The organism is Filibacter tadaridae, assembly GCF_900609045.1.
In the GTDB taxonomy this organism is placed as follows: Bacteria; Bacillota; Bacilli; order Bacillales_A; family Planococcaceae; genus Sporosarcina; species Sporosarcina tadaridae.
On record NZ_UXAV01000012.1, the window covers coordinates 50,860 to 74,910 of the forward strand.

Here is a 24,051-nt window from a genome sequence, read left to right on the forward strand (position 1 = left end):
AGCTTCCTTTCCCAAAAGTACAGGGCTGTCAAAAAGAAAGCCCCGCAATTCCTACCATTCACTCTTTGAAAGCAATTTTAAGTGCATCGCTTACGGTTTCGACGCCAATGACTTTGATACCTTCCGGATAATCCCATCCACCAAGATTTGAAGAAGGTATCACCGCACGATCAAAGCCAAGTTTCGCAGCTTCCGTGACACGCTGTTCAATACGAGATACACGTCGTACTTCACCTGTCAAACCTACTTCCCCGATGAAACAATCAGATAACCCCACCGCAAGATCCCTATAGCTTGAAACAATACTCATTAGAACTGCAAGATCAATCGCAGGTTCATCCAGTTTTACGCCACCCGCGACTTTAATATAAGCATCTTGTGCTTGTAATAGCATTCCCATTCGTTTTTCAAGTACAGCCATAAGAAGTGATACGCGGTTTTGGTCAAGCCCTGTCGCCATACGCTTCGGATAATTGAAGCTCGACGGCGTGACAAGCGCTTGTATCTCTACAAGAATGGGACGCGTCCCTTCCATTGAAGCGACAACAGTTGAACCTGCCCCTCCAAGAGATCTTTCACGCAAAAACAACTCTGATGGATTCAGCACTTCCTTCAAACCTGATTGCAGCATTTCAAAAATAGCGATTTCATTTGTTGAACCGAAACGGTTTTTAACACTCCGTAGAATTCTGTACGTATGGTGACGCTCCCCTTCGAAATAGAGAACGGTATCCACCATATGCTCCAAAATTCGTGGACCGGCAATCTGACCATCTTTTGTCACATGACCAACTAAAAAGATGGCTATATTTTTTGTTTTTGCAATACGCATCAACTCCGCCGTACATTCCCGCACTTGCGTGACACTCCCAGGTGCAGAAGTCACTTCCGGATGATGGACAGTCTGGATAGAGTCGACGATAACAAACGCAGGGTTTACATCCGCAATCGTATCGTGAATTAACCCAAGATCCGTCTCGGCGTAGATGTAAAGTTCATCCGAAGCAACACCGAGACGTTCAGCACGCAGCTTCGTTTGTCGGATGGACTCCTCTCCTGAAATATAAAGGACACGTTGCCCTTTATTCGCAAGAAGAGATGAAACTTGAAGAAGTAGCGTAGATTTCCCGATGCCCGGATCACCACCGATGAGTACAAGGGAACCGGGTACAACTCCGCCACCAAGCACGCGATTTAGTTCGTCCAAGTCTGTATCGATCCGCGGCTCTTTCATCGTTTCGATTGTGCTAATCGGCATCGCTTTTTGGCGTGTATTGTCACTATGCTGGAATGCACCACGCGGTCCTTTTTGAACAACTTCAACTTCCTCGTCCATCGTGTTCCATTCTCCGCAACCAGGACAACGCCCCATCCATTTCGCCGATTCATAACCACATGATTTACACATGAATTTCGACTTTCTTTTTGCCATAAAATCCTCCATATACGAAAAGGACAGCCCATCAACGCCGAAAATAACAGTTGGCGGATGGACTATCCAGTTCACTTATTATTTTTTTGCTACTTCAACTTTTTCTTTTTCTTTTTCCACGACTGTATCCTTCTTAACGACGAATTCATCGTTTTCCACGTCAACTATGACTTTACCGCCAGTTAGGATGGTCCCACTTAAAAGCTCTTCTGACAGACGGTCTTCAACATGTTTTTGAAGTGCCCGACGTAACGGACGTGCACCGTATTCGGGATCATATCCTTCCTCAGAAATTTTCTGCTTCGCATCCTCTGTCAATTCCAGTTCGATATCCTGCTCGGAAAGACGCTTCGACAACTCCCTGGACATAAGCGTAACAATTTTACGTAAATGTTCTTTTTCAAGTGAATGGAAGACAATCATTTCATCTACACGGTTCAAGAACTCAGGACGGAATGCTTTTTTCAACTCTTCAAGCATTGTTTCCTTCATACCTTCATAGTTGGTATTCGTATCTTGAATATTGAAGCCGACATAACGGTTTTTCTTCAATGCTTCCGCACCGACATTCGAAGTCATAATGACGACGGTGTTGCGGAAATCGATTGTGCGTCCTTTTGAATCCGTCAATCTACCGTCTTCCAATACTTGCAAGAGTATATTGAAGACATCAGGATGCGCTTTTTCAATCTCATCGAGAAGTACTACTGAATAAGGTTTACGACGAACTTTTTCCGTCAATTGACCCCCTTCGTCATAACCAACATAACCTGGAGGTGACCCAACGAGACGTGACGTCGAATGCTTTTCCATATACTCGGACATATCTACACGTATCATCGCATCTTCATCTCCGAACATGACCTCAGCAAGCGCACGTGCAAGTTCGGTTTTACCAACGCCAGTTGGACCAAGGAAGATGAATGAACCAATCGGCCGCTTCGGATCCTTAAGGCCAGCACGGGCGCGACGTATTGCCCGGGAAATAGCTGTCACCGCTTCACTTTGACCAATAACTCTTTCATGGAGCATCTCTTCCATGTTCAATAATTTAACACTTTCAGTTTCCGCGATTTTCGCAACAGGAATTCCCGTCCACATCGCTACAACTTCGGCAATATCATCCACAGTTACTGAGGATTCTTTTTTACCTTGTTTTTCTTTCCATTCCGTTTTCGTTGTTTCAAGCTCTTCTTTCATCTTCTGCTCTTTGTCGCGGAATGAAGCTGCCTTTTCGAATTCTTGACTTTGAACGGCCGCATTCTTTTCATGTCTGATGGCTTCCAATTTAGATTCAAGATCCTTCAGGTTTGGCGGAGTTGTGTATGAACGTAAGCGAACCTTTGAACCCGCTTCATCGATTAGGTCAATCGCTTTGTCGGGAAGGAATCTGTCGGAAATATATCGGTCGGACATTTTCGCTGCCGCTTCAATGGATTCATCCGTAATTTTCACACGGTGATGTGCTTCATAACGGTCACGCAAACCATACAATATTTGAACCGTTTCTTCTACTGTCGGCTCGTCGACCTGGATGGGTTGGAAACGTCGTTCAAGTGCAGCATCCTTTTCAATGTATTTTCGGTACTCATCAAGCGTAGTGGCACCAATACATTGCAATTCACCGCGTGCTAGTGACGGTTTAAGAATGTTGGATGCGTCTATGGCACCTTCAGCTCCACCTGCACCAATGAGTGTGTGTAATTCATCGATGAAAAGGATAATATTACCCGCTTGTCGGATTTCTTCCATCACTTTTTTCATACGATCTTCGAATTCTCCACGGTATTTCGTACCCGCAACGACTGTACCCATATCAAGTGTCATAACCCGCTTATCACGCAGAATCTCAGGCACTTCATTGTTCACAACTTGCAGGGCGAGTCCTTCAGCGATAGCTGTTTTACCCACTCCTGGTTCTCCGATAAGGACAGGATTGTTTTTCGTACGGCGTGCTAATACTTCGATAACTCGTGTGATTTCCTTGCCGCGTCCAATAACCGGATCAAGCGAACCCTCGCGCGCCACTTCTGTCAAGTCACGTGCCAAACTATCCAAAGTCGGTGTCGCTGCAGAATTTTGTGCACCTTGACTGTTGGCAGAACTATCGTTACTTCCTAGAAGTTGAAGAACTTGTTGACGGGCTTTGTTTAGACTAACGCCAGCATTATTCAACACACGTGCTGCCACACCTTCACCTTCGCGGATTAGCGCAAGGAGAATATGTTCAGTTCCAATGTATGAATGTCCTAGTTTGCGGGACTCGTCAACCGATAGTTCGATTACTTTTTTAGCGCGTGGTGTGTAATGGACAATCGGTCCGACTTCTTTTGTACCAGAGCCAACTAACTTTTCTACGCCCTGTTCAATCGTTTCAAGGCTGATGTCTATTGCCTCAAGCGCTTTTGCGGCAATTCCGCCACCTTCACGGATAAGTCCTAACAAGATATGTTCAGTTCCGATGGATTCATGTTTCATCCGAATCGCTTCTTCTTGGGCGAGTTGCAACACTTTTTGGGCACGTTGTGTAAATCGATTAAACATCATATTCATTCCTCTCCTTCTATCTATATGCTATCAATTCCCTTAACACACATACATTACTCAAGTGAATTCTACATTCTAGCTCAGTTTATGAAAAAGTATTCTCTTTTATAATCTATTCAACTAGAACGTGTAGAACTCCTTTATTCTGAAAATTGACTTTGACCATCTCTGACCTAATCATACTGAAAATCAAATCCACGTGCAAAATACTTGCTCAGACGTCTTCACTTTTCCCGATTGAATTGGAGGTACTTTCCGCATGTAGCCTTTCGCGAAACAATTTAGCTCGAAGTGTATCCCGTTCCTCCTGGGTTAGTTCTGCATCTGCATACTGTTGAAGAAACCCGGGTTGCATAAAAATCATTAACTCGTTCAGAATTGACATGTTGATGTCCTCAATGATGCCAAGGTCTATTCCTAAGCGAACGTCTGATAGACAGCGCGCCGCCTCCCCGGTCTGCAGTAAACGGGCGTAAAGAATTGTACCAAGCGAACGAAACAGCTTGTTTTCTAGCGCAACGCGTGATTTCGAAAGTAGTATTTCACGGGACTTCCGTTCATGTGCGATGAGTCGGACCGTAATATTTTTAAGGTCCGTTAGAATTTCTTTTTCCGTCTTACCTAGCGTTGTCTGATTTGATATCTGGTAAATGTTACCCAATGCTTCGCTTCCTTCTCCATAACTGCCACGTACAACCAGACCGAGTCTTGTAATAGCTGGAACAATCCGGTTTATTTGCTTTGTCATCGTTAGGGCTGGTAAATGCATCATGACCGAGGCCCTCATTCCTGTTCCTGTATTAGAGGGGCAGCTAGTCAAGTAGCCAAAATCTTCATCGAATGCATAAGCAAGTTCTTTTTCAAGCTGATCGTCCACCAAGTCCGCGTGCTTGTATGCATCTTCAAGCTGAAGTCCCGGGCAAATACATTGGATTCGGATATGATCTTCCTCATTTACCATTACACTTATCGTTTCATCATCTGAAAGGATGACTGCACCGTAACGGTCGGGATTGGCTAGGCCTGGACTAATCAAATGTTTTTCGACAAGCACTTGACGTTCCAACACAGGCAAATCTGCCATTTTCATATAAGAATACCCTGTTTCAGCAGAATCAAGCAGTACGCCCGAAACCGCCTTGTCAACCGTCATTGCGTCTTCTTCCGTAAACGCAATCGGAAAGTAGATTCCCGTCAAATTACGCGCAAGACGAATTCTTGTTGACATGACAATATCCGAGTCTTCCCCATGTGGTACCATCCAACCCGTCACTGCACTTCTCATGAACTTTTCAATCGACATCAGATACGTCACCTCCATTATCAAGGCCTGCTTTTAATGCATTTGCTTCATCGCGCAAAACTGCTGCCTCTTCAAATCGTTCGGAATCCACAGCATCTTTCATCTTGACTCTCAGTTCTTCTATCTTCTTTTTAACCGAATAGATTTCGTTGAATGAAATCGGAATTTTCCCGACGTGTACAGAATGGCCGTTATGAAGTTTTCCTAAAACACTCGGTAATTGGACTTTGAATGTTTCGTAGCACGTAGCACAACCAAACTTTCCGATGTCAAGAAATTTAGAGAAAGTCAAACCGCATGATGAGCATTCAGGCCCATGATTTGCCGCTCCCCTGTTTTGTTGCGGTGCTTGGAATGGATCGGCTCCACCAAACCAATGGGAAAGGAATTGCTGAATCGATAACGGTTCCTGATTCGGATCAAACTGAAATGTTTGGGATTGGAAAGCACACTTCTCACATAAGTGACGTTCCATCAAACCTCCACTACTTTCTTGGGTCAGGATAACCGAAGCAGGTCGTTCTTTACAGTTTTCACATATCATCATATGCCACCTCATATCAATTAAATTGGCTGTTTAATTCATCTGCTCATATAAAAGCGTCAAAAGCATAGCTTGTAAAATGCGTCCACGTGTTACATCACGTTCGGGGAGTGGCTGGTTAATCGTTGTCCGGTCGACAGCAGCGAGAATGAGCCTGGATTCACGTTCCGAAACAACATCTTCTTCAATCAGTCTGTAAACGACATCCTCTGCCATCGTAAGGGAAGCCCCCTCTTGGATGCTTCCTACAATATGTTCGATTAACTCTTTATGCGAGTTCGTTTGTATGCGAAAAATACGGATATATCCACCACCGCCACGTTTCGATTCAACCGCATACCCACGTTCCACCGTAAAGCGGGTCTTAATGACGTAATTAATCTGGGAGGGAACACATTGAAACTTATCGGCAACTTCATTGCGTTTAATTTCAATTACCCCGTTCTGTTCTTCTTCGATTATCGTCTTTAAATACCCTTCAATAATGTCAGAAATGTTTCGCATTTCTTCACCTCTTTCATTTCCAGGTGATAATCCGTTGACTTTGACTATCTTTGACTTAATTGTACAGGAATAAACGTACCCGATGCAATTTATATGCAATCGATAAAAAAGATTAAGGGGAAATGGTTTCGAAACGCGTAGCGTGGGTATATACTAAAGATGAGGATTTTTTTATGACCTCTTTTTTCCTCTCTTTATATATGTTGAACTAATGATTCTATATAATCTTCAGTGAAGGCGCCTCACTGGGATAGCTGATGCAATAAGACTGACAGCGGTCTTCTGCCCTCGCTTATTGCGGAAGGCACCCCCAAGCGCTGAGCGTTGTTGATAGGATTCTTTATGTCAACATATATATAGTAAGACCCCCAAACAAAAAGCTCCAGGTACAACGATACCACCGGAGGAGATATACTTTATGAATTGGTACGAAAAGTTAAGCGAGTATTTCCCGATTGAAGAAATGAAGTCTAAGGAACACATGGACGCATTGCTGAACGACAAGAAAAATGTTTACATGAAAGAAGAAGGACCTCATCATGTGCTCATGTATGTCGAGACGGAAACATTCGTATTTGTCGATTACCTATTTGTATCATCAGCATCACGCGGCGCTGGCCTTGGCCGAAAACTTCTCACTTCATTAAAAGAAAAAGGTAAACCGATTATTTTGGAAGTCGAACCTGTCGATTATGAAGACACGGATACTGAAAAACGTCTGAAGTTTTACGCACGCGAGCAATTCCATCATGCGCAGCGGATTGGCTATTGCCGTCGCTCTCTTGCGACAGGTGAACCAACAGAAATGGAAATTCTATTCTGGTCACCCTCCGATGCGGATGAGCAAAGTGCTTATGAAGCGATGAAACAAACGTACGAGGAAATTCATACGTATAAGGATGAGACATTTTACGGCGATCAATACGAACCAACGGATAAAGTTCTCGTCTTTCAGACTAAACGCAAGAAAAATATTCTCGCATCCTATACTCCCGCACTCACATAACAAAAAAAGAGCCGAAGTCCCTTGGGATTTCGGCTCTTTTTCCGTTTATTCAATTGTAGTATTCGTCAATTCCTTCACCGGTAGGAATAGTTCTCCGGTTTCCTGATATGTCATCGTCAGTTTATCGCCTTCTTGCACATAAACCGCAAGTGGCACAGCTTCAGTGGATACAAGGAAACTCCGACCGTCTTCGGCTAAAATCGATACAAGGGTGAAGTCACCGACACGCTCTTTAAATACGCGTTTAACGGTTACTGTCGCCTTGGCCTCTTCAGCACTCGAACTTCCATCCACAGTACTTCCTCCACGTTGCAACGCCGTCTTATACAACTTCAAAGCTTCGTTCGGCGATTTACCGTAAGCAGAGATTTCCGGATTGGCAGCAGATACGATAAAGTAGTTCTGCAAAAATCCGTTGGAATCAAGTACCGGCGTCAACCAGCTTGCCTCGCCATAAAAATTGTAGAGTACTGGCATTTCACCGGACCATTTCTTTTCGATGAATTTCTTTTCAATAATTTGTAGTGCCCCTTGTGAATCCATATAGGATTCCTCAAGGTTTCCAGTATAATAAGTCGCCTCTCCTGTTTGCCCATCAGTCAACGCGTAACCGAGCATCGAATCGACGCCTTCTTTCGGGCTTGTGAAGTCAGTGAAATAATACATATGCCCGGTTTTATCAAAGATTGGGCTGACATTTGCCTCAGTTCCTTCATCAGATGGCAATTTCACGTCTTTTTTTCCAACGATTGAATTCCAAAAACCGTGAATATAATTACCAAAGTAACTGTTTTGAAGACTGACCGCTTCAGGTGAAACCGCTCCATCTATAAATTGGGGAATATCGGCAAGTGCGTATTTTTCCACGTCACCCGACGCAGGGTCGACAGTTACAATACCTTTTACATCGAAACCATTACGCGCAGTAATGAAATTCCCGTATGACCGAATATAGAATGGTTTTCCTTCGTCATCGATTTCAAGCTGTGCATCGCCGAAGAAAATAAGGTTCGGCGTTTCCATACGCATATGGCGTTCCACTTGCTTATGGAAATAGGAAGATGGTGTGTAGGCCATTTCAGATTTCATGAATTTCGGATTATCCGCTGAGTCAGTCGCGCTCATCGTGAAATAACCAGGCGTTGTTTTACCATTTAACCATTTGAAGAATCCTGAAAACTCGACGGGTGCAATGTAGACAAATTCATCGCCCACTTTTTGTATTTGTAGATTGCCAAGTTCATAATAACTTGTATTCGGTACTTGACCGAATGCCTTTTTCATTTTATTGCGTACAAATTTCGGCGGTACGCTCGCAGGTGTTTTCGTTTCATCGAAAGCCGTAATTTCCACTTCCTGTGTCATTTCAACTGCTTTGTATTTTTTATCTGCGTTGAATAGAGGCGCACTCAGGATATATGCACCAAAAACAAGTGCCGCCAAAAATAGAATAACCTTAAGCTTACGTTCTTTACCAGACGCCACAATTGCCCCTAAAAGGGTAACGACTAGCAGGACTATCCACAAAGAAGTCCAATTCCGATCCATGTTCGTTAAATAATAAAAACCGAATACAATGATTGTGAATAACACAACCGTTCCTGCCATCGCCGTCCATCGACCGACCGGAATAACCGCTTTTTCTTCTGTATTCCCTGACGTAAACGGGATAATTATCAAGCCGGCTACTAACCCTGCGATGAGTGAAAAAATAAGTAAATTGACCATCAAAAAACACTCTTTTCTCTTTTAAATATTTTGTTCATATCTACTATACGAACTTAACAGGTAATCGTTTCGTTTTTCGGATGAAAAATAAAAATGGACTTCCCCGTTAGTGGAGAAGTCACTGAGACCAGGACTAGAAATCCCTTTCAAATACGCTTCGGCGCTTCGTGGATGCCTCCCGCGATAGGCCTGACAGAAGATCACTGTCAGACTTATCGCTCCGGCTACCACTATGAAGGCGCCTACGCTGGTTTTACCTAAGTGTTTTTGATGGCTTTTACATACATTTTCCATAGGGTATGTACGAATCAGTAGGAAATGCACTATATTGAACAAACGAAAGTTTATAACGTCAAAAAGCGCAGTTGCTTTTTCGTTCCAGTACTCACTTTCCGCGGGCGTCGCCTTGAATCCGGTGTGATATTAGCGCTTCACTTTCAGTACTTTGTGCATGCGGTGGCCGAAAATACCTGCTAGCACGGCAAGTATGATGTCTTTCGGAAGTGGAGGAATCATCATTGCCCAGGCCACTTTGTAACCGAAAATCTCTGGAGCAGATGCCCATGTTTTAAAAGCTGCGTACATCCAGTTCGTCCCAATCACATAGTTTACAACCAACCCTACAAGTGCCGCGATTATATAGCCTTTTAACTTACTGTCTTTTTCTACGATTTTACCTGCCAGATATGCCGTGAAAATGAATGAAACGACAAATCCGAACGTCGGACTGATAATCGAGCCGAATCCTCCGCTGAATCTTGAAAAAACCGGTGCACCTGCAAGTCCGATGAACATATAAACGGTCATTGCTGTTGCACCCATTCGGCTACCTAATAGAAGTCCTGCCAGAATTGCAAAAAATGTTTGCAATGTTATCGGTACATTTGCCACGACTAAAAAGGGAACGAATGCGGTAATGTTGGCGCCAATCATCATTAGTGCAGCAAACATTGCACTATATACAAGGTTTAAAGGACTCATTCGAGTTTTTGTTTTTACTGTAGCTGTTGTCATAGTACACCTCTTTTCTTTGGTTATCTATTTCAGATTAAGAGTTAACACATTATATGTCAACCTATATTTTTAAAAAGGTTGACTCAAATTAACATAAAAAAAACCGATGGCAAGTATCTGCCATCGGTCGCTCTTTTAGGATTTTTCGCCTTCATTTTTCGGAAAGAGGAAGTACGAAATAACCCCACTTAAAACCATTGCGCCTAGTGTAATGAATAGACGTGATTGCTCGGGGACTTCTTGATAATTTTTACTTAACATCATCCAGCCGAACGCCCCGACAATCAACATGATTGGAATGATAAATTTAAACGCTCTCATTTAGGTTCACCTTCTGATTCATATGGTAGCTATATTCTACCATACTTTCAGCTTATCGCCACCGTCTACGGCCTCTTCCACCACCCCGCGGTCCGTAGCCGCCGGATTGTGGACCAAAACCAGGTCGTGCCTGGAGTGTTTCACCCATCACATTTTGTGTTGTTTCCGTGTAATAATGTTGCGGTACTTCAACAATGTGTTGGCGATTGACATTGACAATCGGATGGATATAAGGGACTTCACGCGGCATAAATTGATCGTGGCAACGATATTGTGTTGGACATACAACAGGTTGCACCATACCGTTATTCCAGTTACCTCCGTGCATCATATTACCGTGATAGTTTCCGCCCTGCATCATGTGGTCATGATTGTTCCATTGTTGCATCATGCTCTCACCTCCTCTATCTAGTACATGTGAAAATAAAGAAAGCAGGCGGGCTTACGACTATAGGTAGTAGGATTAATAATGAATCGAACAGAAGCTGGCATTTGATTCAAATTAAAAAAGAGCCATCCATTTTGGATAACTCTTTCAAAAGTGTCTAGTATATGGATCGAACGAAAGTTTAGTACATTGAATTCGGCGTCAGTAACTGGCACCAGATGTGTGATTTTTGCGGGTGTTTATCATTGATATTCCGGCGGAAGTTCATGTTCTTGAAAGTCTCGTAGTTGGTCCATGGTTTCCATATGGATTTCATGAATCGGACTGCCTTCGCCAATCATTTTTAAGAGTGCGTTAAAGTCCTGGTCTTTTCGCAACTCCATTTCGGTTTGATCAACCGGCAACTGTTCCATCCTAATCATCCTCCTCAACAATTTTACCGTGGCAAAATGCGATAGGAAAAAGTAGATACTCAGTTTATGTTACTACTAGTATACCAAATTTTCTGATGTAGTCAAATTTCAGGCTTTTCCGCTGTTTCATCGCTTCCATAAAAGGCTATAGTAAGTGAAGGATGCTGAATTTGTTTAATGAGGGAGGATGTTCGATGAAACAGATTGTGTTATTCGATGGTGAGTGTAATTTCTGTGATTCAAGTGTACAGTTCATTATAAAGCGTGATCCTTACGCTCATTTTGTTTTTTCTTCATTACAAAGCGAAAAGGGCCAGGAACTCGTTAAAGAATATAAAATCCCGGCAGATGTCGATAGTCTGGTGCTTATCGAAAAAGGGAAAGCCTATACAAAGTCTTCAGCTGCGCTTCGTATTGCAAAAAAACTGGACGGTTTATGGCATCTATTGTTTCTATTTATACTCATACCTAGCAGAATTCGTGACGGCGTTTATGACATTGTGGCAACTAATCGTTATAAATGGTTCGGTAAAAAAGAAGACGCCTGTATGTTGCCATCACCGGATGAGAGGAAACGGTTTATTTAAAGATTTTTACTTTCGTTCGGGGCATGTTAAATTGAAAAGTTCCATTGAATCCGCTGCGGCGCTAGGGGCTGCCTCCCGCCACAAGCCAGACAGATCCACCATCAGTCTTGTGGCTTCGGCTACCCCTGTTAAGGCGCCTACGCTAAGTTTGTATGAATAATTATTTACTCATTCTAGATAGAACATAATTCACCTTGTTTGATCATCAGCGGAATTACTTCTACCCAACGACAAAACCCCTTTCCGAGTTTTCCTCAGAAAGGGGTTTTGGTGATTATTACAGTTGCAGTTGGCTATTTTCTTCGGTCGTGAATGCGCGGGACCTCGTCAAAAAACGTTTTCCTTCGACGCCTTCGAGTGAGAACATGCCACCTCGTCCTTCCACAACGTCAATGATGAGCTGTGTATGTTTCCAATAGTCGAACTGGTTTTTATGCATATAGAACGGCGCTTCCCCAATGTGGCCAAGAAGTATGTCCTGATCACCAACAATCAATTCCCCATTGGGATAACACATCGGAGAGGAACCGTCGCAACAACCCCCAGATTGGTGGAACATAAGCGGGCCATGCTTTTCCTTCAAAAAGTCAATGAGTGCAAGTGCAGCGTCGGTTGCGATTACGCGCTCAGTCATCTACACCCCCTCCTATCAGAAGAATCCTTGCTTATTTTCACTATAACTTACGAGCATATTTTTTGTCTGTTGATAATGCTCAAGCATCATCAGGTGATTTTCACGCCCGATACCGGACGCTTTGTAGCCGCCAAATGCAGCATGCGCCGGGTACATATGATAACAGTTCGTCCATACGCGACCAGCTTGAATGCCACGTCCGAAACGGTATGCTGTATTCGTATCACGTGTCCACACGCCCGAACCTAATCCGTACAATGTATCATTCGCGATTTCAAGTGCTTCTTCTTTCGTTTTGAACGTCGTGACGGAAAGGACAGGGCCAAAAATCTCTTCTTGGAATATACGCATTTTATTATTCCCTTTAAACACAGTTGGCTGGACGTAGTACCCGTCTTCCAACTCGCCTCCCAACTTATTCTGCTCCCCGCCTGTTAGGCATTCCGCACCTTCTTGCTTTCCGATATCCAAGTAAGACAGAATCTTCTCCATCTGTTCAGTGGATGCCTGCGCACCCATCATGACTGTTGGATCTAATGGATTCCCGACTTTAATCGCTTTTACACGCTCAATTGCGCGTTCCATGAATTTATCGTAAATGGATTCCTGGATCAGTGCACGAGATGGACATGTGCACACTTCGCCTTGATTGAGCGCGAACATCACAAAGCCTTCGACAGCCTTATCGAAAAATGCATCGTCTGCATCCGCAACGTCTTCGAAGAAGATATTAGGCGATTTCCCGCCAAGCTCAAGTGTCACAGGAATGGCATTTTGAGATGCATATTGCATGATTAGACGGCCCGTAGTCGTTTCACCTGTGAACGCAATCTTACCGATACGCGAGCTAGATGCTAGCGGTTTTCCTGCTTCCAGGCCGAAACCGTTGACGATATTCACTACGCCCGGTGGCAATAAATCTTCAATCAATTCCATCAGTACTAAAATAGATGCCGGCGTTTGCTCAGCCGGTTTCAACACAACACAGTTTCCAGCAGCAAGTGCCGGCGCAAGTTTCCACACAGCCATTAAAATCGGGAAGTTCCACGGAATGATTTGACCGACAACGCCGATTGGTTCATGGAAATGATAGGCTACTGTATCCTCATCAATCTGACTGACACCGCCCTCTTGCGCGCGGATTGCCCCTGCAAAATAACGGAAATGATCGATGGCAAGCGGTAGATCCGCATTCAACGTTTCACGGACCGCTTTACCGTTATCCCATGTCTCGGCGACCGCGAGCATTTCCAGATTCTGTTCCATGCGATCGGCAATTTTCAATAACGTATTCGAGCGTACCGTTACGGACGTTTTCCCCCATGCATCTTTTGCAGCGTGTGCCGCATCCAGCGCAAGTTCGACGTCTTCAGCGGTTGAACGTGCCACTTCAGTGAATTTCTTACCTGTTACAGGTGTTACATTGTCAAAATACTGTCCCTTCACAGGGGCTGTCCATTTCCCACCGATGAAGTTATTATAACGATCCTTATAATTTACCTTTGCACCATCTGTATTCGGAAAAGCATAAATTGCATTCTCTACAGCTTGTACCATTTTCCATTCCTCCTTGTTTGTTGCGTTTTGCACACAGGAACATCCTATGCCGCATCCGTCAGTCGTATGATAATTTGTACACGCTTACATTTCATTGCAAATAAAAAAGTTTTCTACTCTTTAATTCTGTCAGACTACATTGAACATTGCAACTTTATATTATTATAGTATTTGCAGAAGGCTTTTCTCATTGTATTGAAACTTCTTTAATAGTTTGTTCATATTTACCTCGTAAGATGAAGTTAATTCATCAATACAAAGGGGTTTTAGACAATGGAAAGTTCAAAAGGAAAATGGTTTTTATCGACAGTCGGTGCTGGCATCCTAGGTTCGGTATTGACGTTGGGCGTTGTAACGAATACAGATTGGTTGAACAGCAACCCACAGCAAGAGGCTACACCTACAACAGAAAAAGCAGCACCCTATGCTGTACAGCAAACATCCACGAAACAACCCACTGAATCGCTTTCAGACATGGTGGAGCACGCCTCCAGTGGGATTGTCGGGATTGTCAATTACAAAGAAATGGGCAATCGATTTGCAGAAGAAACGAAAACTGTGGAAAGTGGTTCAGGGTCAGGGGTCATTTATAACATTGATAATGACAAGGCATTCATCGTGACAAATAATCATGTCATTGAGGGAGCACAAAAAATTGAAGTCGTCCTCAAAAGCGGTGAGAAAACGACAGCCGAACTTGTCGGCAAAGATGCCTTAAGCGATCTTGCAGTACTGAAGATTGATGCAAAATATGCAGATACCGTTCTTGAATTCGGTGATTCGGAGTCGCTCCGTGCAGGTGATCAAGTCGTCGCAATCGGAAATCCGCTCGGCCTTGATTTCTCTGGCACCGTAACAAAAGGAATTATCAGTGCCGTCGATCGTTCAATCGGCGTGAAGACGTCTGCCGGCGAATGGGAAATGAGCGTCATTCAAACAGATGCGGCCATTAACCCTGGAAATAGCGGCGGGGCTTTGTTAAACGAAGAAGGAAAAGTGATCGGCATCAATAGCTTGAAAATCGCGGAAAACGGCGTTGAGGGCCTTGGCTTTGCCATTCCGAGTAATGATGTCATTCCGCTTGTGAAAGAAATGACGAAAAACGGTAAGATTGAACGACCGTACATCGGGGTTGGGCTTGCAGAGCTGAACCAAGTGCCGAGCAACTATTTGCAAGACCTTCCTAAAGAAGTTAAAGGAGGCGTGATGGTGGCGACAATCGATCCAAAATCCGCCGCTGGGAAAGCAGGCCTTGAAGTTGGGGATGTCATTACAGCTATCAACGATACAGAAGTGAAAAGCTCAAGCGAATTACGGAAATTCCTTTATACAAACCTGAAAGCCGGCGACAAAGCAACGTTCAAAATTTACCGTGGGGCAGAAACGAAGACAGTCGAAGTGATGCTTACGAGTAATGCAGCGACAACGGAATAATAACGATATACGGAACAACCTCTAACTACCGGGAATACCGACCAAGTGAAACGGACAATTCACTTGGTCATTTTTCTGTTCATCGGCAAGAACAGACACTTCGCAGTTGCTTAATTCCCCTATTCAATTTAATTTTAATAGAACAGCACTACATGAAGGGATGTGTACCCAATGAAAATCTTAGTCATCGAGGACAACGAAAGTGTTTCTTCCATGATTGGACTTTTTTTCACGAAAGAGGGCATCGAGGGGACCTTCATCAAGGATGGATTAGAAGGCTATCGTCGGGCCCGGGACAATGAATGGGACTGCTTGATCATAGACTGGATGTTGCCAGGCATGGATGGCGTCACGATTTGCAGGAAACTTCGCGATCAACAATCCGCCACCCCCATCATCATGCTGACCGCAAAAGACAGCGAATCGGACCAAGTGGTAGGCCTTGAAATGGGCGCAGATGATTATGTAACGAAACCTTTCAGTCCGCTTGCGCTTATGGCTCGCATTAAAGCTGTCACACGCAGATACGCAACAACAAAAGAAGACACTCAAGAAGAAGGCGTCATTGAAACAGCACATTTTAAAATAAACACCATCACGCGGGAAGTACTCGTCGACGGCAAGCCCATTCAAAACTTAACGCCAAAAGAATTCGATTTGCTCGCTCATTTTGTGCAGCATCCCAAACAGGTATTTTCACGCGAACAACTTCTTGATCGGGTGTGGGGTTTTGACTTTTACGGAGATGACCGAACCGTCGACGTGCATATCAAGCGTCTCCGTACAAAAATCGCAAGCGAAGCGCATCCGTTTTTCCACACCATCTGGGGAGTCGGCTACCGATTCGATGAAACGACCGGTGAAACGAAATGAAAGTCAGGTATCTCTACCAGCAATTAGTAAGCCATATCAGCGTCATCGTCATTGCATTCCTACTTTTGAGCCTGCTCTTTTCCCATTACGTGGAGCAATTCGTCTATGACAATAAAACCGAGGAACTCACAACCTATGGGCGTAATATTTTAAAGGATATCGAGCGCGACCAACGAAATTCCAACGCACTCCTGAAGTCTTACGGCCACGTACTCGATGGTCATCACATCCAATACAGTCTATTCGATGAGAAATCTGTCATTATTTATTCAACGGGATTAAAAACGCCTTTAATCGAATTAAATGAAGAAGAATGGGACGATATCAAACACGGCCATACAGTCACCGTGAAACAGGATTTTAAACGGTTTGACGTCGGTGTTACATTCGTTTTACTTCCCTACATTGTGAACAATCAGTTTGTCGGTGGAATTCTACTGACATCCCCTATTAAAGGATCACGGGAAGTCATTTCGCAGATGAATACGTATTTAATTTACACAACGATTTTCGCACTCATCATTGCGCTGCTGCTCAGCTGGTTTCTTTCCAACTTCCACGTCAGGCGCATTAAACGGTTACAGGAAGCCACTTCAGCGGTTGCCCAAGGGGATTATTCCGTGCGCATACCGTCGACGGACTTCGACGAAATCGGTGAGCTTGCCGGCGACTTCAATGGTATGGTCAAGAAGTTAGACGCTTCGATGGAGGAAATTGAAGTGCTTGAAAACCGGCGACGCCAGTTCATGGCAGATGTTTCACATGAATTACGAACTCCATTGACGACCATCCGCGGCATTGTCGAAGGCCTGCGAAATGACATGATTTCAGAGTCCGAAAAAGAAAAAGGGCTGCAACTCGCCAGCAACGAAACGATGCGACTCATCCGTCTTGTCAATGAAAACCTGGACTACGAAAAGATTCGTGCTAATCAAGTGACACTCATTAAACAGGACATCCAACTGGTCGAACTGTTTGAGATCATCAAGGAACAGCTAACAAGTGTGGCTACGGAGCGGGGAAATGAAATCGTGGTTACTGCGGACCCAACCGTAGAGGTAGTTGCCGATTACGACAGGCTCACACAGATTCTAATCAACATTACGAAGAATAGTATTCAATTCACAGAGCAAGGTACCATCCATTTACGCGGGTTTGCAAATGACGATGGAACCATTATCGAAATCGAAGATACCGGCATTGGCATGGATGCTAAAGAAATCGAAAAAATCTGGAGCCGATTTTACAAGGCCATCGAGTCGCGCACATCAAACCCCTACGGCGAATTTGGTCTGGGGCTGTCCATCGTGAAGCAACTTGTCACCATGCACGGAGGAACAATTGAGGTGACGAGTGAAAGAGGGCAGGGGACGAAATTCTCGATTTTATTGCCAAAGGAAGGATAGTGGAACGGAAAAGCTAGTTGGCTTTTCCGTTTTTTTTGTGTGGCGGTGATAAAACTTGTTCTGTCGGTGATAACTTTTCGTGGCGGTGATAAACTCTGTCCAGTCGGTGATAACTCGCTCCATGGCGGTGATAAACTTTGTTCTGTCGGTGATAACTCGCTTCATGGTGGTGATAAAACCCAATCAGTCAGTGATAACTTGCCTCATGCCAGTGATAATTTTCCGTGGCGATGATACACTTAACTAATACAACTTTATTAAAAAGGGGAACGTACATGAATTTCATCGCTTGGACAATCGTCGCGTGCGAAATCGGCTTCTGGGTCGTCATTTTGCTTGGACTACTAACCCGGTATATCTTCAAAAAAGAAAAACTCGGCTTATTCTTTTTGGCACTGACGCCTGTTGTCGACCTTGTTTTGCTCACCGTCACCGCCACCGACCTATATAACGGAGCAACAGCTACCCAAGTTCATGCACTTGCAGCTGTTTATCTCGGTGTATCAATCGCTTTCGGAAAGAGCATGATCCGCTGGGCAGACGAACGATTTCTCTATTACGTAAAAAGGCAAGGCAAAAAACCTGTCCGTAGAACTGGCATGGACTATGCGCGACATTCCATGAAAGGCACGCTTCAACATCTGCTTGCTTATATCATCGGTGCCGCCTTCCTTGTCGTCATGATTTACCTGATTGATGACCCAGCAAGAACCGAAGCCTTTTCAGGAACATTGAAAGTTTGGTCACTCGTTCTTGGCATCGACTTTGTGATTTCAATTTCGTATTTCATCTGGCCAAGACCCGCAAAGGGGAAATGAATGGATTTCAAAAGCCGACCTACCGCAGGCCGGCTTTATTTGCATGTTAGACTTTCACACTACTATTCAGGCCCCTGTAGCACGCTTTTTATAAATAAACATATATACGACGAGCATGGCTAGAATCAGCACCATTGATAGAATTGAACTCCCAATCAGCTTTGCCGTTTCGCTCAACGCCGTATAGTTGAATACCACATCGGGTCCATATAAAAAAACGGGAAGTATCGCTACAAACCACTGCTTTAACACAATAGCTCCAACGATAAATGCAAGTATGCAGATGCCGACAATCACTTTATTCACAGCCGGTGAAGCTACGTAAAACGGTTCCACTAGATAGGAACTTGCAAGGATGATAGCCACAAAAAGGAGATTGACAGTAATTACTGCCATGAACGCTCCGAAGAAACTCTTTGTATTCCCCCATTCTTTCTTTGCCATCTGTCTAAATAATAGCCAATATACAAAGACCGCAAGAAGGATAATAAGTGGGACCCCGATTAACTGAATACTATTCAATTCAAATGTACCTTTCAGTGCCGATCCAATCACTGTGTATGCAATGACCAACAGGCTAAAAATCGGAATATATTTCAGCCAGGATCCGTAATCGCTCGTCATCTCCTTTTCAAGAGACTCCATATACGCAGCAGGTGATCCATCTGTGATACTATCCACACTCTTCCCCCTGCGTTCAAGCTCGACAAGATGATCCACGAGTTCCTCTACCACTTCCTCAATCTCATCTTCATTTTTACCAGATGTCATTAAATACAAGCGTACATTCTTTACAAATTCATCACTTCTCTTTGACAGCTTCATACTAAACCTTCCCCTTTTCCATCAATGTATTTACACCACTTGAAAGGATTTCCCAACGCTCCTTAAATTCTTCCAGATCGCTTCTACCTTCCGAGGTAAGCGAATAATACTTACGTTTCGGTCCATTCGGGGATGGCCGCATCACTGTCGACACAAGCCCCTCCTTCTGCATTCTCATGAGAACGGGATAGATGCTTCCCTCGCTTACCATCGTCAATCCATAGTTCTGCAACCGTTCAATCATCTCGTAGCCATATGTCTCCCCCTTGCTGATGACTGCCAGAAGACAGCCTTCCAAAACCCCTTTAAGCATCTGGCTAGATGAAGCCATCTTGTTCACCTCTTCCACACTATCTTGTAATACACTATAGTATGCACAAATTAAACCGTCCACTACTTTGTATAGCAAGATAGATGAACCTCTTTTCAATTGCTTTTCATCCACAACAAAAAAGCCGACCCATAACAGGTCGGCTTTCCATTTTAAACGATTATGCTTCCAACTGTTTCAACGCCGCAGCAACATTCACCGTGCGTTTCGCTTGGTGAGAGACAGCTGCTTTTATTGCTGCTTCGTCCTCAACGATTTTACCGTCTTGGCCAACCGTTACACTTGTACCATATGGGTTACCGCCGGCTGCGAATGTAACAGCATCCGTGTAACCCGGTGCTGCAACGATTGCTCCCCAGTGGTACATCGTTGTGTAAAGGGAAAGGATTGTCGCTTCTTGGCCACCGTGTGGATTTTGTGCTGAGGACATTGCACTGACTGCTTTATTAGCAAGCTTGCCTTGAGCCCAAAGTCCACCTGTTGTGTCAATAAAATTCTTCATTTGACCCGGCATATTACCGAAACGTGTTGGTACGCTAAAAATAATTGCATCCGCCCAAGCAAGATCGTCGGGAGTTGCTACAGGTACGTCTTTTGTTGCTTCAACATGCGCTTTCCAAGCTTCGTTTGAATCGATTGCCGCTTGTGGTGCTGTTTCCGCCACTTTCATAACTTTCACTTCAGAACCCGCTGCTTTTGCAGCTTCTTCCGCCCATTGCGCAAGTTGGTAATTTGTGCCGCCCATGCTGTAGTATACGATTGCTGTTTTTGTGTTTGTCATTTTTTCCGTCCCCTTTATAAGTGAATTTATTGGTAACCTGTTTATGCGTTAACTGTCTTTCGATACCACTCGGCCGCCGCGTCGACTTCCATTTGTGTCAGCGAATGGCCGCTCATACCCCAGTGGACCGCTGTTTCTGCACCAGCACCACGAAGTAGTTCTTCCAAATCCTCGGACTCTTTCATCGGGCAGATTGGATCATTTTTCCCTGCAGCAATGAATACGTGTACCCCCGTCAAATCCGGCAACTCAATGCCACGTCTCGGTACCATCGGATGATGTAGCATCGCACCTTTTAAAGAGCCTGCGTAATGGAACAACAGGCTCGCTGCAATGTTTGCCCCGTTCGAGTAACCGAGCGCGAGTATATTGGAACGGTCAAAGCCATGTTCTACAGATGATTCATCAAGAAATTGGTTTAATTCCTCCGTACGGAATATCAAATCTTCCTCATCGAACACGCCTTCTGCCAGTCTTCGGAAAAAACGCGGCATGCCATTCTCCGACACATTCCCTCGAACACTAAGAACCGAAGCTTCCGGATCGATTAAATACGCTAGTGGCAATAAATCCTGCTCCGTTCCACCCGTCCCATGTAATAACAACAGAACCGGCTTCGTCGGATTAGTGCCTTGTTTGAAGATATGTTTCATCTACATAACCCCCTCATTCGATTTCCCGCACATCAAAGGGTATCAAAATCGATTTCAGTTTCTCGCGATGTTGTTCATATTGAATCGGAAGCATCAAGCTTTCACCCATTGTTTCCTCAGATTCGTCATGTGCAAAGCCTGGCGGATCCGTCGCAATTTCAAACAGCAACCCACCATGCTCCCGGAAATAAATTGCATTGAAATAATTCCGGTCCTGCACGGGCGTGACGTTAAAGCCATTTGCACCGATATGCCTTTTCCAGTCAAGCTGATCAGCATCATCTTCTGCACGGAATGCGATGTGATGGACTGTTCCCACACCCATTTGGCCCCGACCAGTAGAAGTCATTTTTAAATCGATGACGTTACCGATAGCTGCTTGCGAATGAAAACGGATCAGTCCATTCTCTTCGCCAACCTTCTCAAACCCTAAGACATTTTCTAACAACTGACCTGTTTGAGTCGGTTCAGCAGAGTACAGCGTCGCGCCACCAAACCCTTTGATAGCAACTTCCGGCGTCACACCGCCAAATGTCCATTCATTCAGGTCTCCCGCTTCCCGCTCCACAAGTTCAAGTTGTAGGCCATGCGGATCCTCAAAAGCCAAGTAGTGCTCACCGAAACGCACCTCTTTTGTGAAATCAATTGCAAAATGCTGCAACCGTTGTTCCCAAAAAGAAAATGCCCCCGTTGGCACAACATACGTGGTTACGCCGACTTGCCCATCACCGATTTTTTCTTGGCGTGCGCCAGCCCAGTTGAAAAATGTAATGATCGTCCCAGGTGTACCGTTTATATCGCCAAAATACAGATGATACGTTCCAGGGTCATCGAAGTTCACGGTCTTCTTAACTAATCGCAATCCAAGGACTCCAGCGTAAAAGTCTGCATTTTCTTGAGGATGGCCAACAATGGCCGTAATATGATGAATTCCCATTGTTTTTTTGTCCACTTGCATCCGCCTCCTCGAGATATCTTGAATTCGAGATAATCATAGCACGCTATTTTTTAACTAGCAATTAGTTTGTTTCGTAAGGTGTTTTGAATTTGCGTCGGCGGTTGCCGTGACAGTTTTGGGGGTCCTCCTTACAGTTCCCCGATTTGCCATGACAGTTCCGGTGAGCCATTACAGTTTCAACGATTCTCCTTACAGTTTCCGTTTTTGCCATTACAGTTTCGGCGAGCCATTACAGTTTCAACGATTCCCCTTACAGTTTCCACTTTTGCCATGACAGTTCTCGGGAGCCATTACAGTTCCAACAATTCTCCTCACAGTTTCCACTTTTGTCATGACAGTTTCCGGAAATAAGGGCAACCCTCACCCGAAACTCGAAACGCGCCAGTATTGCCAGGCGACTACGTTAGACATATACGCGAGGCCTTTACTTTCGGCTTGGTGCAGCGGAATCCAGTTGCCTTGATCGCCGCGCATCATATAAATTTCGTGATGGGGGGCTTGATTGTGATAACCCGTCATATCGAATGTACCATCACGACGCATGACAGACTTGACTTCGTAATCGATTTCGGGAGCCGTTGTCAGTGGATTCCCGACTGCGTGCGTCAAAAGGAATCCGGTTTCCTCCTTTCGGTGATCCATCCGTTTAAGGACAATTCCTTCGCTTGGCGCAGTTTCTTTTTGGCGCACCCTCTTCAAATGACTATACGCAACGGACTCCCCGACGCCTTTCGTAACTGTAAGCGGAGCGCCATCCAAGTCATATGCCAGATTGATATCGACCCGTGTTCGATAGCTTTTTCCGTTCACATCGAATCCTCTTCCATCGCCTTTGAAATAATGATTGGGCGACAAAACATTCGGATTCCGTACCCATTCATCCGGCAAAAATGTTGTGTAGCGAAATCGCCAGCGATCGATGTTCGGTTTGCGCTTTCTTACTGCGACTGGGGTCAACAATTCCTTCGGCTCCGCAATCAGCTTTGTCACGATGAATTCTTCATCTGTCGCTTCTTCCTTTGACGAAAAAGGATTCAAGGTGCCAAAAACTTTTGAGATGACGGAGTTACTTATATTCATTCGCTCTTCCGACTTGGCAAGTGGACGCGTTGAATGAATCGCATACGTATACCCTTCATCCAAAGAAAAATCCCGGTCGATATAATAATTCTTGCCAGTCGTGTTCATTAATGTGCCATTACGGTAAATTGCATAGTCCTCGACGTCCTGAATTTCTTCCCAGGACAAAGCAATTTGTGTCTTCGCAACAATTGTTGTCAGTACAAGGGATTGGAGCGGACTCTCTTTATCTTTTTTTTCCGCAAAAGCGGATGTCTGTAATGCAATGACATCGACCACATTGTCATTTTCAATACGTTCAATTGTATAGTTATACATTTTTGCATGTTTAATATCACCATCACTGAATTCTGGCGCCGTTCCTTCATAGACATGCTTACCATTTCTATAAACTTTATATACCCCACCCGTATCATTCCATGTGAATGAAATCGAATCAGGTACATGCGTTACCGTCTTAATTTCGAAAGCTAGTTTATTCACAATCCGCAAGCCTCCTCTCTTGGTACGTGGTATGCCTACAATTAGAATACCCATATTGCAGGTATGTAAAAGTTTGTTACAGTTTTATTTGTTTCTGAATTCAATAGAACTACCACTGGGGGATTCTTTGTAAAAGAATGGGACGCGTATTTCCGGCGGGAGATTGAGCGCGCTGGGGTTCGATTTGATCGGTTCAAGTGCGTGATTGAGCGCGGCGCACCCCGGATTGATCGGTTCGAGTGCTTGATTGAGCGCGGCGCACCCCGGATTGATCGGTTCGAGTACGTGATTGAGCGCGGCGCACCCCGGTTTGATCGGTTCGAGTGCGTGATTGAGCGCGGCGCACCCCGGTTTGATCGGTTCGAGTGCTTGATTGAGCGCGGCGCACCCCGGTTTGATCGGTTCGAGTGCGTGATTGAGCGCGGCGCGGG

The 24,051-nt window shown here is 44.6% G+C and carries 25 protein-coding genes; 6 read left to right on the forward strand and 19 right to left on the reverse strand.

Features of this window, described 5'->3' with window-relative positions; translation table 11 throughout:
* Nucleotides 1-58: 58 nt before the first annotated feature.
* The 5 genes from radA to FILTAD_RS00610 all read right to left on the reverse strand — a co-directional run bounded on the left by radA (nucleotide 59) and on the right by FILTAD_RS00610 (nucleotide 6,330).
* Nucleotides 59-1,432, reverse strand: coding sequence for a DNA repair protein RadA (radA, locus tag FILTAD_RS00590; protein ID WP_124068583.1), 1,374 nt, complete (start codon nucleotides 1,430-1,432; stop codon nucleotides 59-61).
* 78 nt (nucleotides 1,433-1,510) lie between these two features.
* Entirely contained in the window at nucleotides 1,511-3,979 is a 2,469-nt protein-coding gene (locus FILTAD_RS00595) for an ATP-dependent Clp protease ATP-binding subunit (RefSeq protein ID WP_124068584.1), read from the reverse strand.
* A 214-nt stretch (nucleotides 3,980-4,193) separates the two neighbouring features.
* The gene (gene mcsB, locus FILTAD_RS00600) at nucleotides 4,194-5,282 is read right to left on the reverse strand and encodes a protein-arginine kinase McsB (protein ID WP_124068560.1); all 1,089 of its coding nucleotides are present in this window, start codon (nucleotides 5,280-5,282) and stop codon (nucleotides 4,194-4,196) included.
* On the reverse strand, nucleotides 5,272-5,829 hold the full coding sequence (locus FILTAD_RS00605) for a UvrB/UvrC motif-containing protein (RefSeq protein WP_238988104.1): 558 nt from the start codon (nucleotides 5,827-5,829) through the stop codon (nucleotides 5,272-5,274). Before FILTAD_RS00605 ends, mcsB begins: the two co-directional genes overlap by 11 nt.
* Nucleotides 5,830-5,859: 30 nt before the next feature.
* Entirely contained in the window at nucleotides 5,860-6,330 is a 471-nt protein-coding gene (locus tag FILTAD_RS00610) for a CtsR family transcriptional regulator (protein ID WP_124068561.1), read from the reverse strand.
* A gap of 418 nt (nucleotides 6,331-6,748) precedes the next feature.
* On the opposite strand from FILTAD_RS00610, the gene FILTAD_RS00615 reads away from it, so the two are divergent.
* The gene (locus tag FILTAD_RS00615; protein ID WP_124068562.1) at nucleotides 6,749-7,336 is read left to right on the forward strand and encodes an N-acetyltransferase; all 588 of its coding nucleotides are present in this window, start codon (nucleotides 6,749-6,751) and stop codon (nucleotides 7,334-7,336) included.
* Nucleotides 7,337-7,381: 45 nt separating this feature from the next.
* Here FILTAD_RS00615 and FILTAD_RS00620 read toward each other — a convergent pair whose 3' ends face one another.
* From FILTAD_RS00620 to FILTAD_RS15710, 5 genes are all read right to left on the reverse strand, one after another.
* Nucleotides 7,382-9,064, reverse strand: coding sequence for a DUF5336 domain-containing protein (locus tag FILTAD_RS00620; protein ID WP_124068563.1), 1,683 nt, complete (start codon nucleotides 9,062-9,064; stop codon nucleotides 7,382-7,384).
* Between the two features lie 423 nt (nucleotides 9,065-9,487).
* The gene (locus FILTAD_RS00625; RefSeq protein WP_124068564.1) at nucleotides 9,488-10,078 is read right to left on the reverse strand and encodes a biotin transporter BioY; all 591 of its coding nucleotides are present in this window, start codon (nucleotides 10,076-10,078) and stop codon (nucleotides 9,488-9,490) included.
* Between the two features lie 135 nt (nucleotides 10,079-10,213).
* Nucleotides 10,214-10,399: a histidine kinase gene (locus FILTAD_RS00630; RefSeq protein WP_124068565.1), complete on the reverse strand. Its 186-nt coding sequence runs from the start codon at nucleotides 10,397-10,399 to the stop codon at nucleotides 10,214-10,216.
* A gap of 52 nt (nucleotides 10,400-10,451) precedes the next feature.
* Complete coding sequence (locus FILTAD_RS15905) at nucleotides 10,452-10,790, reverse strand: hypothetical protein (RefSeq protein ID WP_203229608.1); 339 nt, start codon at nucleotides 10,788-10,790, stop codon at nucleotides 10,452-10,454.
* A 239-nt stretch (nucleotides 10,791-11,029) separates the two neighbouring features.
* Nucleotides 11,030-11,200 (reverse strand): hypothetical protein, encoded by a 171-nt coding sequence (locus FILTAD_RS15710; RefSeq protein WP_160117532.1) that lies wholly within the window; start codon nucleotides 11,198-11,200, stop codon nucleotides 11,030-11,032.
* A 194-nt stretch (nucleotides 11,201-11,394) separates the two neighbouring features.
* On the opposite strand from FILTAD_RS15710, the gene FILTAD_RS00640 reads away from it, so the two are divergent.
* Nucleotides 11,395-11,787: a thiol-disulfide oxidoreductase DCC family protein gene (locus FILTAD_RS00640; protein ID WP_124068566.1), complete on the forward strand. Its 393-nt coding sequence runs from the start codon at nucleotides 11,395-11,397 to the stop codon at nucleotides 11,785-11,787.
* A 277-nt stretch (nucleotides 11,788-12,064) separates the two neighbouring features.
* On the opposite strand, the gene FILTAD_RS00645 is transcribed toward FILTAD_RS00640, so the two are convergent.
* Nucleotides 12,065-12,421 carry a DUF779 domain-containing protein gene (locus FILTAD_RS00645; protein WP_124068567.1) on the reverse strand — a complete coding sequence of 119 codons (357 nt, stop codon included), beginning with the start codon at nucleotides 12,419-12,421 and terminating at the stop codon, nucleotides 12,065-12,067.
* 15 nt (nucleotides 12,422-12,436) lie between these two features.
* Nucleotides 12,437-13,978 (reverse strand): aldehyde dehydrogenase, encoded by a 1,542-nt coding sequence (gene adh, locus FILTAD_RS00650; protein ID WP_124068568.1) that lies wholly within the window; start codon nucleotides 13,976-13,978, stop codon nucleotides 12,437-12,439.
* A gap of 273 nt (nucleotides 13,979-14,251) precedes the next feature.
* Here adh and FILTAD_RS00655 point away from each other — a divergent pair, with 273 nt between their 5' ends.
* The 4 genes from FILTAD_RS00655 to FILTAD_RS00670 all read left to right on the forward strand — a co-directional run bounded on the left by FILTAD_RS00655 (nucleotide 14,252) and on the right by FILTAD_RS00670 (nucleotide 18,509).
* Nucleotides 14,252-15,412 (forward strand): S1C family serine protease, encoded by a 1,161-nt coding sequence (locus tag FILTAD_RS00655; protein WP_124068569.1) that lies wholly within the window; start codon nucleotides 14,252-14,254, stop codon nucleotides 15,410-15,412.
* Nucleotides 15,413-15,583: 171 nt separating this feature from the next.
* Nucleotides 15,584-16,285 carry a response regulator transcription factor gene (locus tag FILTAD_RS00660; RefSeq protein WP_124068570.1) on the forward strand — a complete coding sequence of 234 codons (702 nt, stop codon included), beginning with the start codon at nucleotides 15,584-15,586 and terminating at the stop codon, nucleotides 16,283-16,285.
* Nucleotides 16,282-17,691, forward strand: coding sequence for a sensor histidine kinase (locus FILTAD_RS00665; RefSeq protein ID WP_124068571.1), 1,410 nt, complete (start codon nucleotides 16,282-16,284; stop codon nucleotides 17,689-17,691). Before FILTAD_RS00660 ends, FILTAD_RS00665 begins: the two co-directional genes overlap by 4 nt.
* 275 nt (nucleotides 17,692-17,966) lie before the next feature.
* Nucleotides 17,967-18,509, forward strand: coding sequence for a hypothetical protein (locus tag FILTAD_RS00670; protein WP_124068572.1), 543 nt, complete (start codon nucleotides 17,967-17,969; stop codon nucleotides 18,507-18,509).
* 66 nt (nucleotides 18,510-18,575) lie between these two features.
* Here the strand turns inward: FILTAD_RS00670 and FILTAD_RS00675 are convergent, their stop codons facing one another.
* From FILTAD_RS00675 to FILTAD_RS15715, 7 genes are all read right to left on the reverse strand, one after another.
* On the reverse strand, nucleotides 18,576-19,334 hold the full coding sequence (locus FILTAD_RS00675) for a DUF1129 family protein (protein ID WP_124068573.1): 759 nt from the start codon (nucleotides 19,332-19,334) through the stop codon (nucleotides 18,576-18,578).
* Between the two features lies 1 nt (nucleotide 19,335).
* Nucleotides 19,336-19,665 (reverse strand): PadR family transcriptional regulator, encoded by a 330-nt coding sequence (locus FILTAD_RS00680; RefSeq protein WP_124068586.1) that lies wholly within the window; start codon nucleotides 19,663-19,665, stop codon nucleotides 19,336-19,338.
* 160 nt (nucleotides 19,666-19,825) lie between these two features.
* On the reverse strand, nucleotides 19,826-20,446 hold the full coding sequence (wrbA, locus tag FILTAD_RS00685) for an NAD(P)H:quinone oxidoreductase (protein ID WP_124068574.1): 621 nt from the start codon (nucleotides 20,444-20,446) through the stop codon (nucleotides 19,826-19,828).
* A gap of 41 nt (nucleotides 20,447-20,487) precedes the next feature.
* Entirely contained in the window at nucleotides 20,488-21,099 is a 612-nt protein-coding gene (locus FILTAD_RS00690) for an alpha/beta hydrolase (protein WP_124068575.1), read from the reverse strand.
* A 13-nt stretch (nucleotides 21,100-21,112) separates the two neighbouring features.
* Nucleotides 21,113-22,051: a ring-cleaving dioxygenase gene (locus FILTAD_RS00695; RefSeq protein ID WP_124068576.1), complete on the reverse strand. Its 939-nt coding sequence runs from the start codon at nucleotides 22,049-22,051 to the stop codon at nucleotides 21,113-21,115.
* Between the two features lie 366 nt (nucleotides 22,052-22,417).
* A complete protein-coding gene (locus FILTAD_RS00700) occupies nucleotides 22,418-23,620 on the reverse strand; it encodes a DUF3238 domain-containing protein (RefSeq protein ID WP_160117533.1) in 1,203 nt (400 codons plus the stop codon).
* Nucleotides 23,621-23,704: 84 nt separating this feature from the next.
* Nucleotides 23,705-24,051: hypothetical protein (locus FILTAD_RS15715; RefSeq protein ID WP_160117534.1), on the reverse strand; the 347-nt coding region annotated here is incomplete at its 5' end.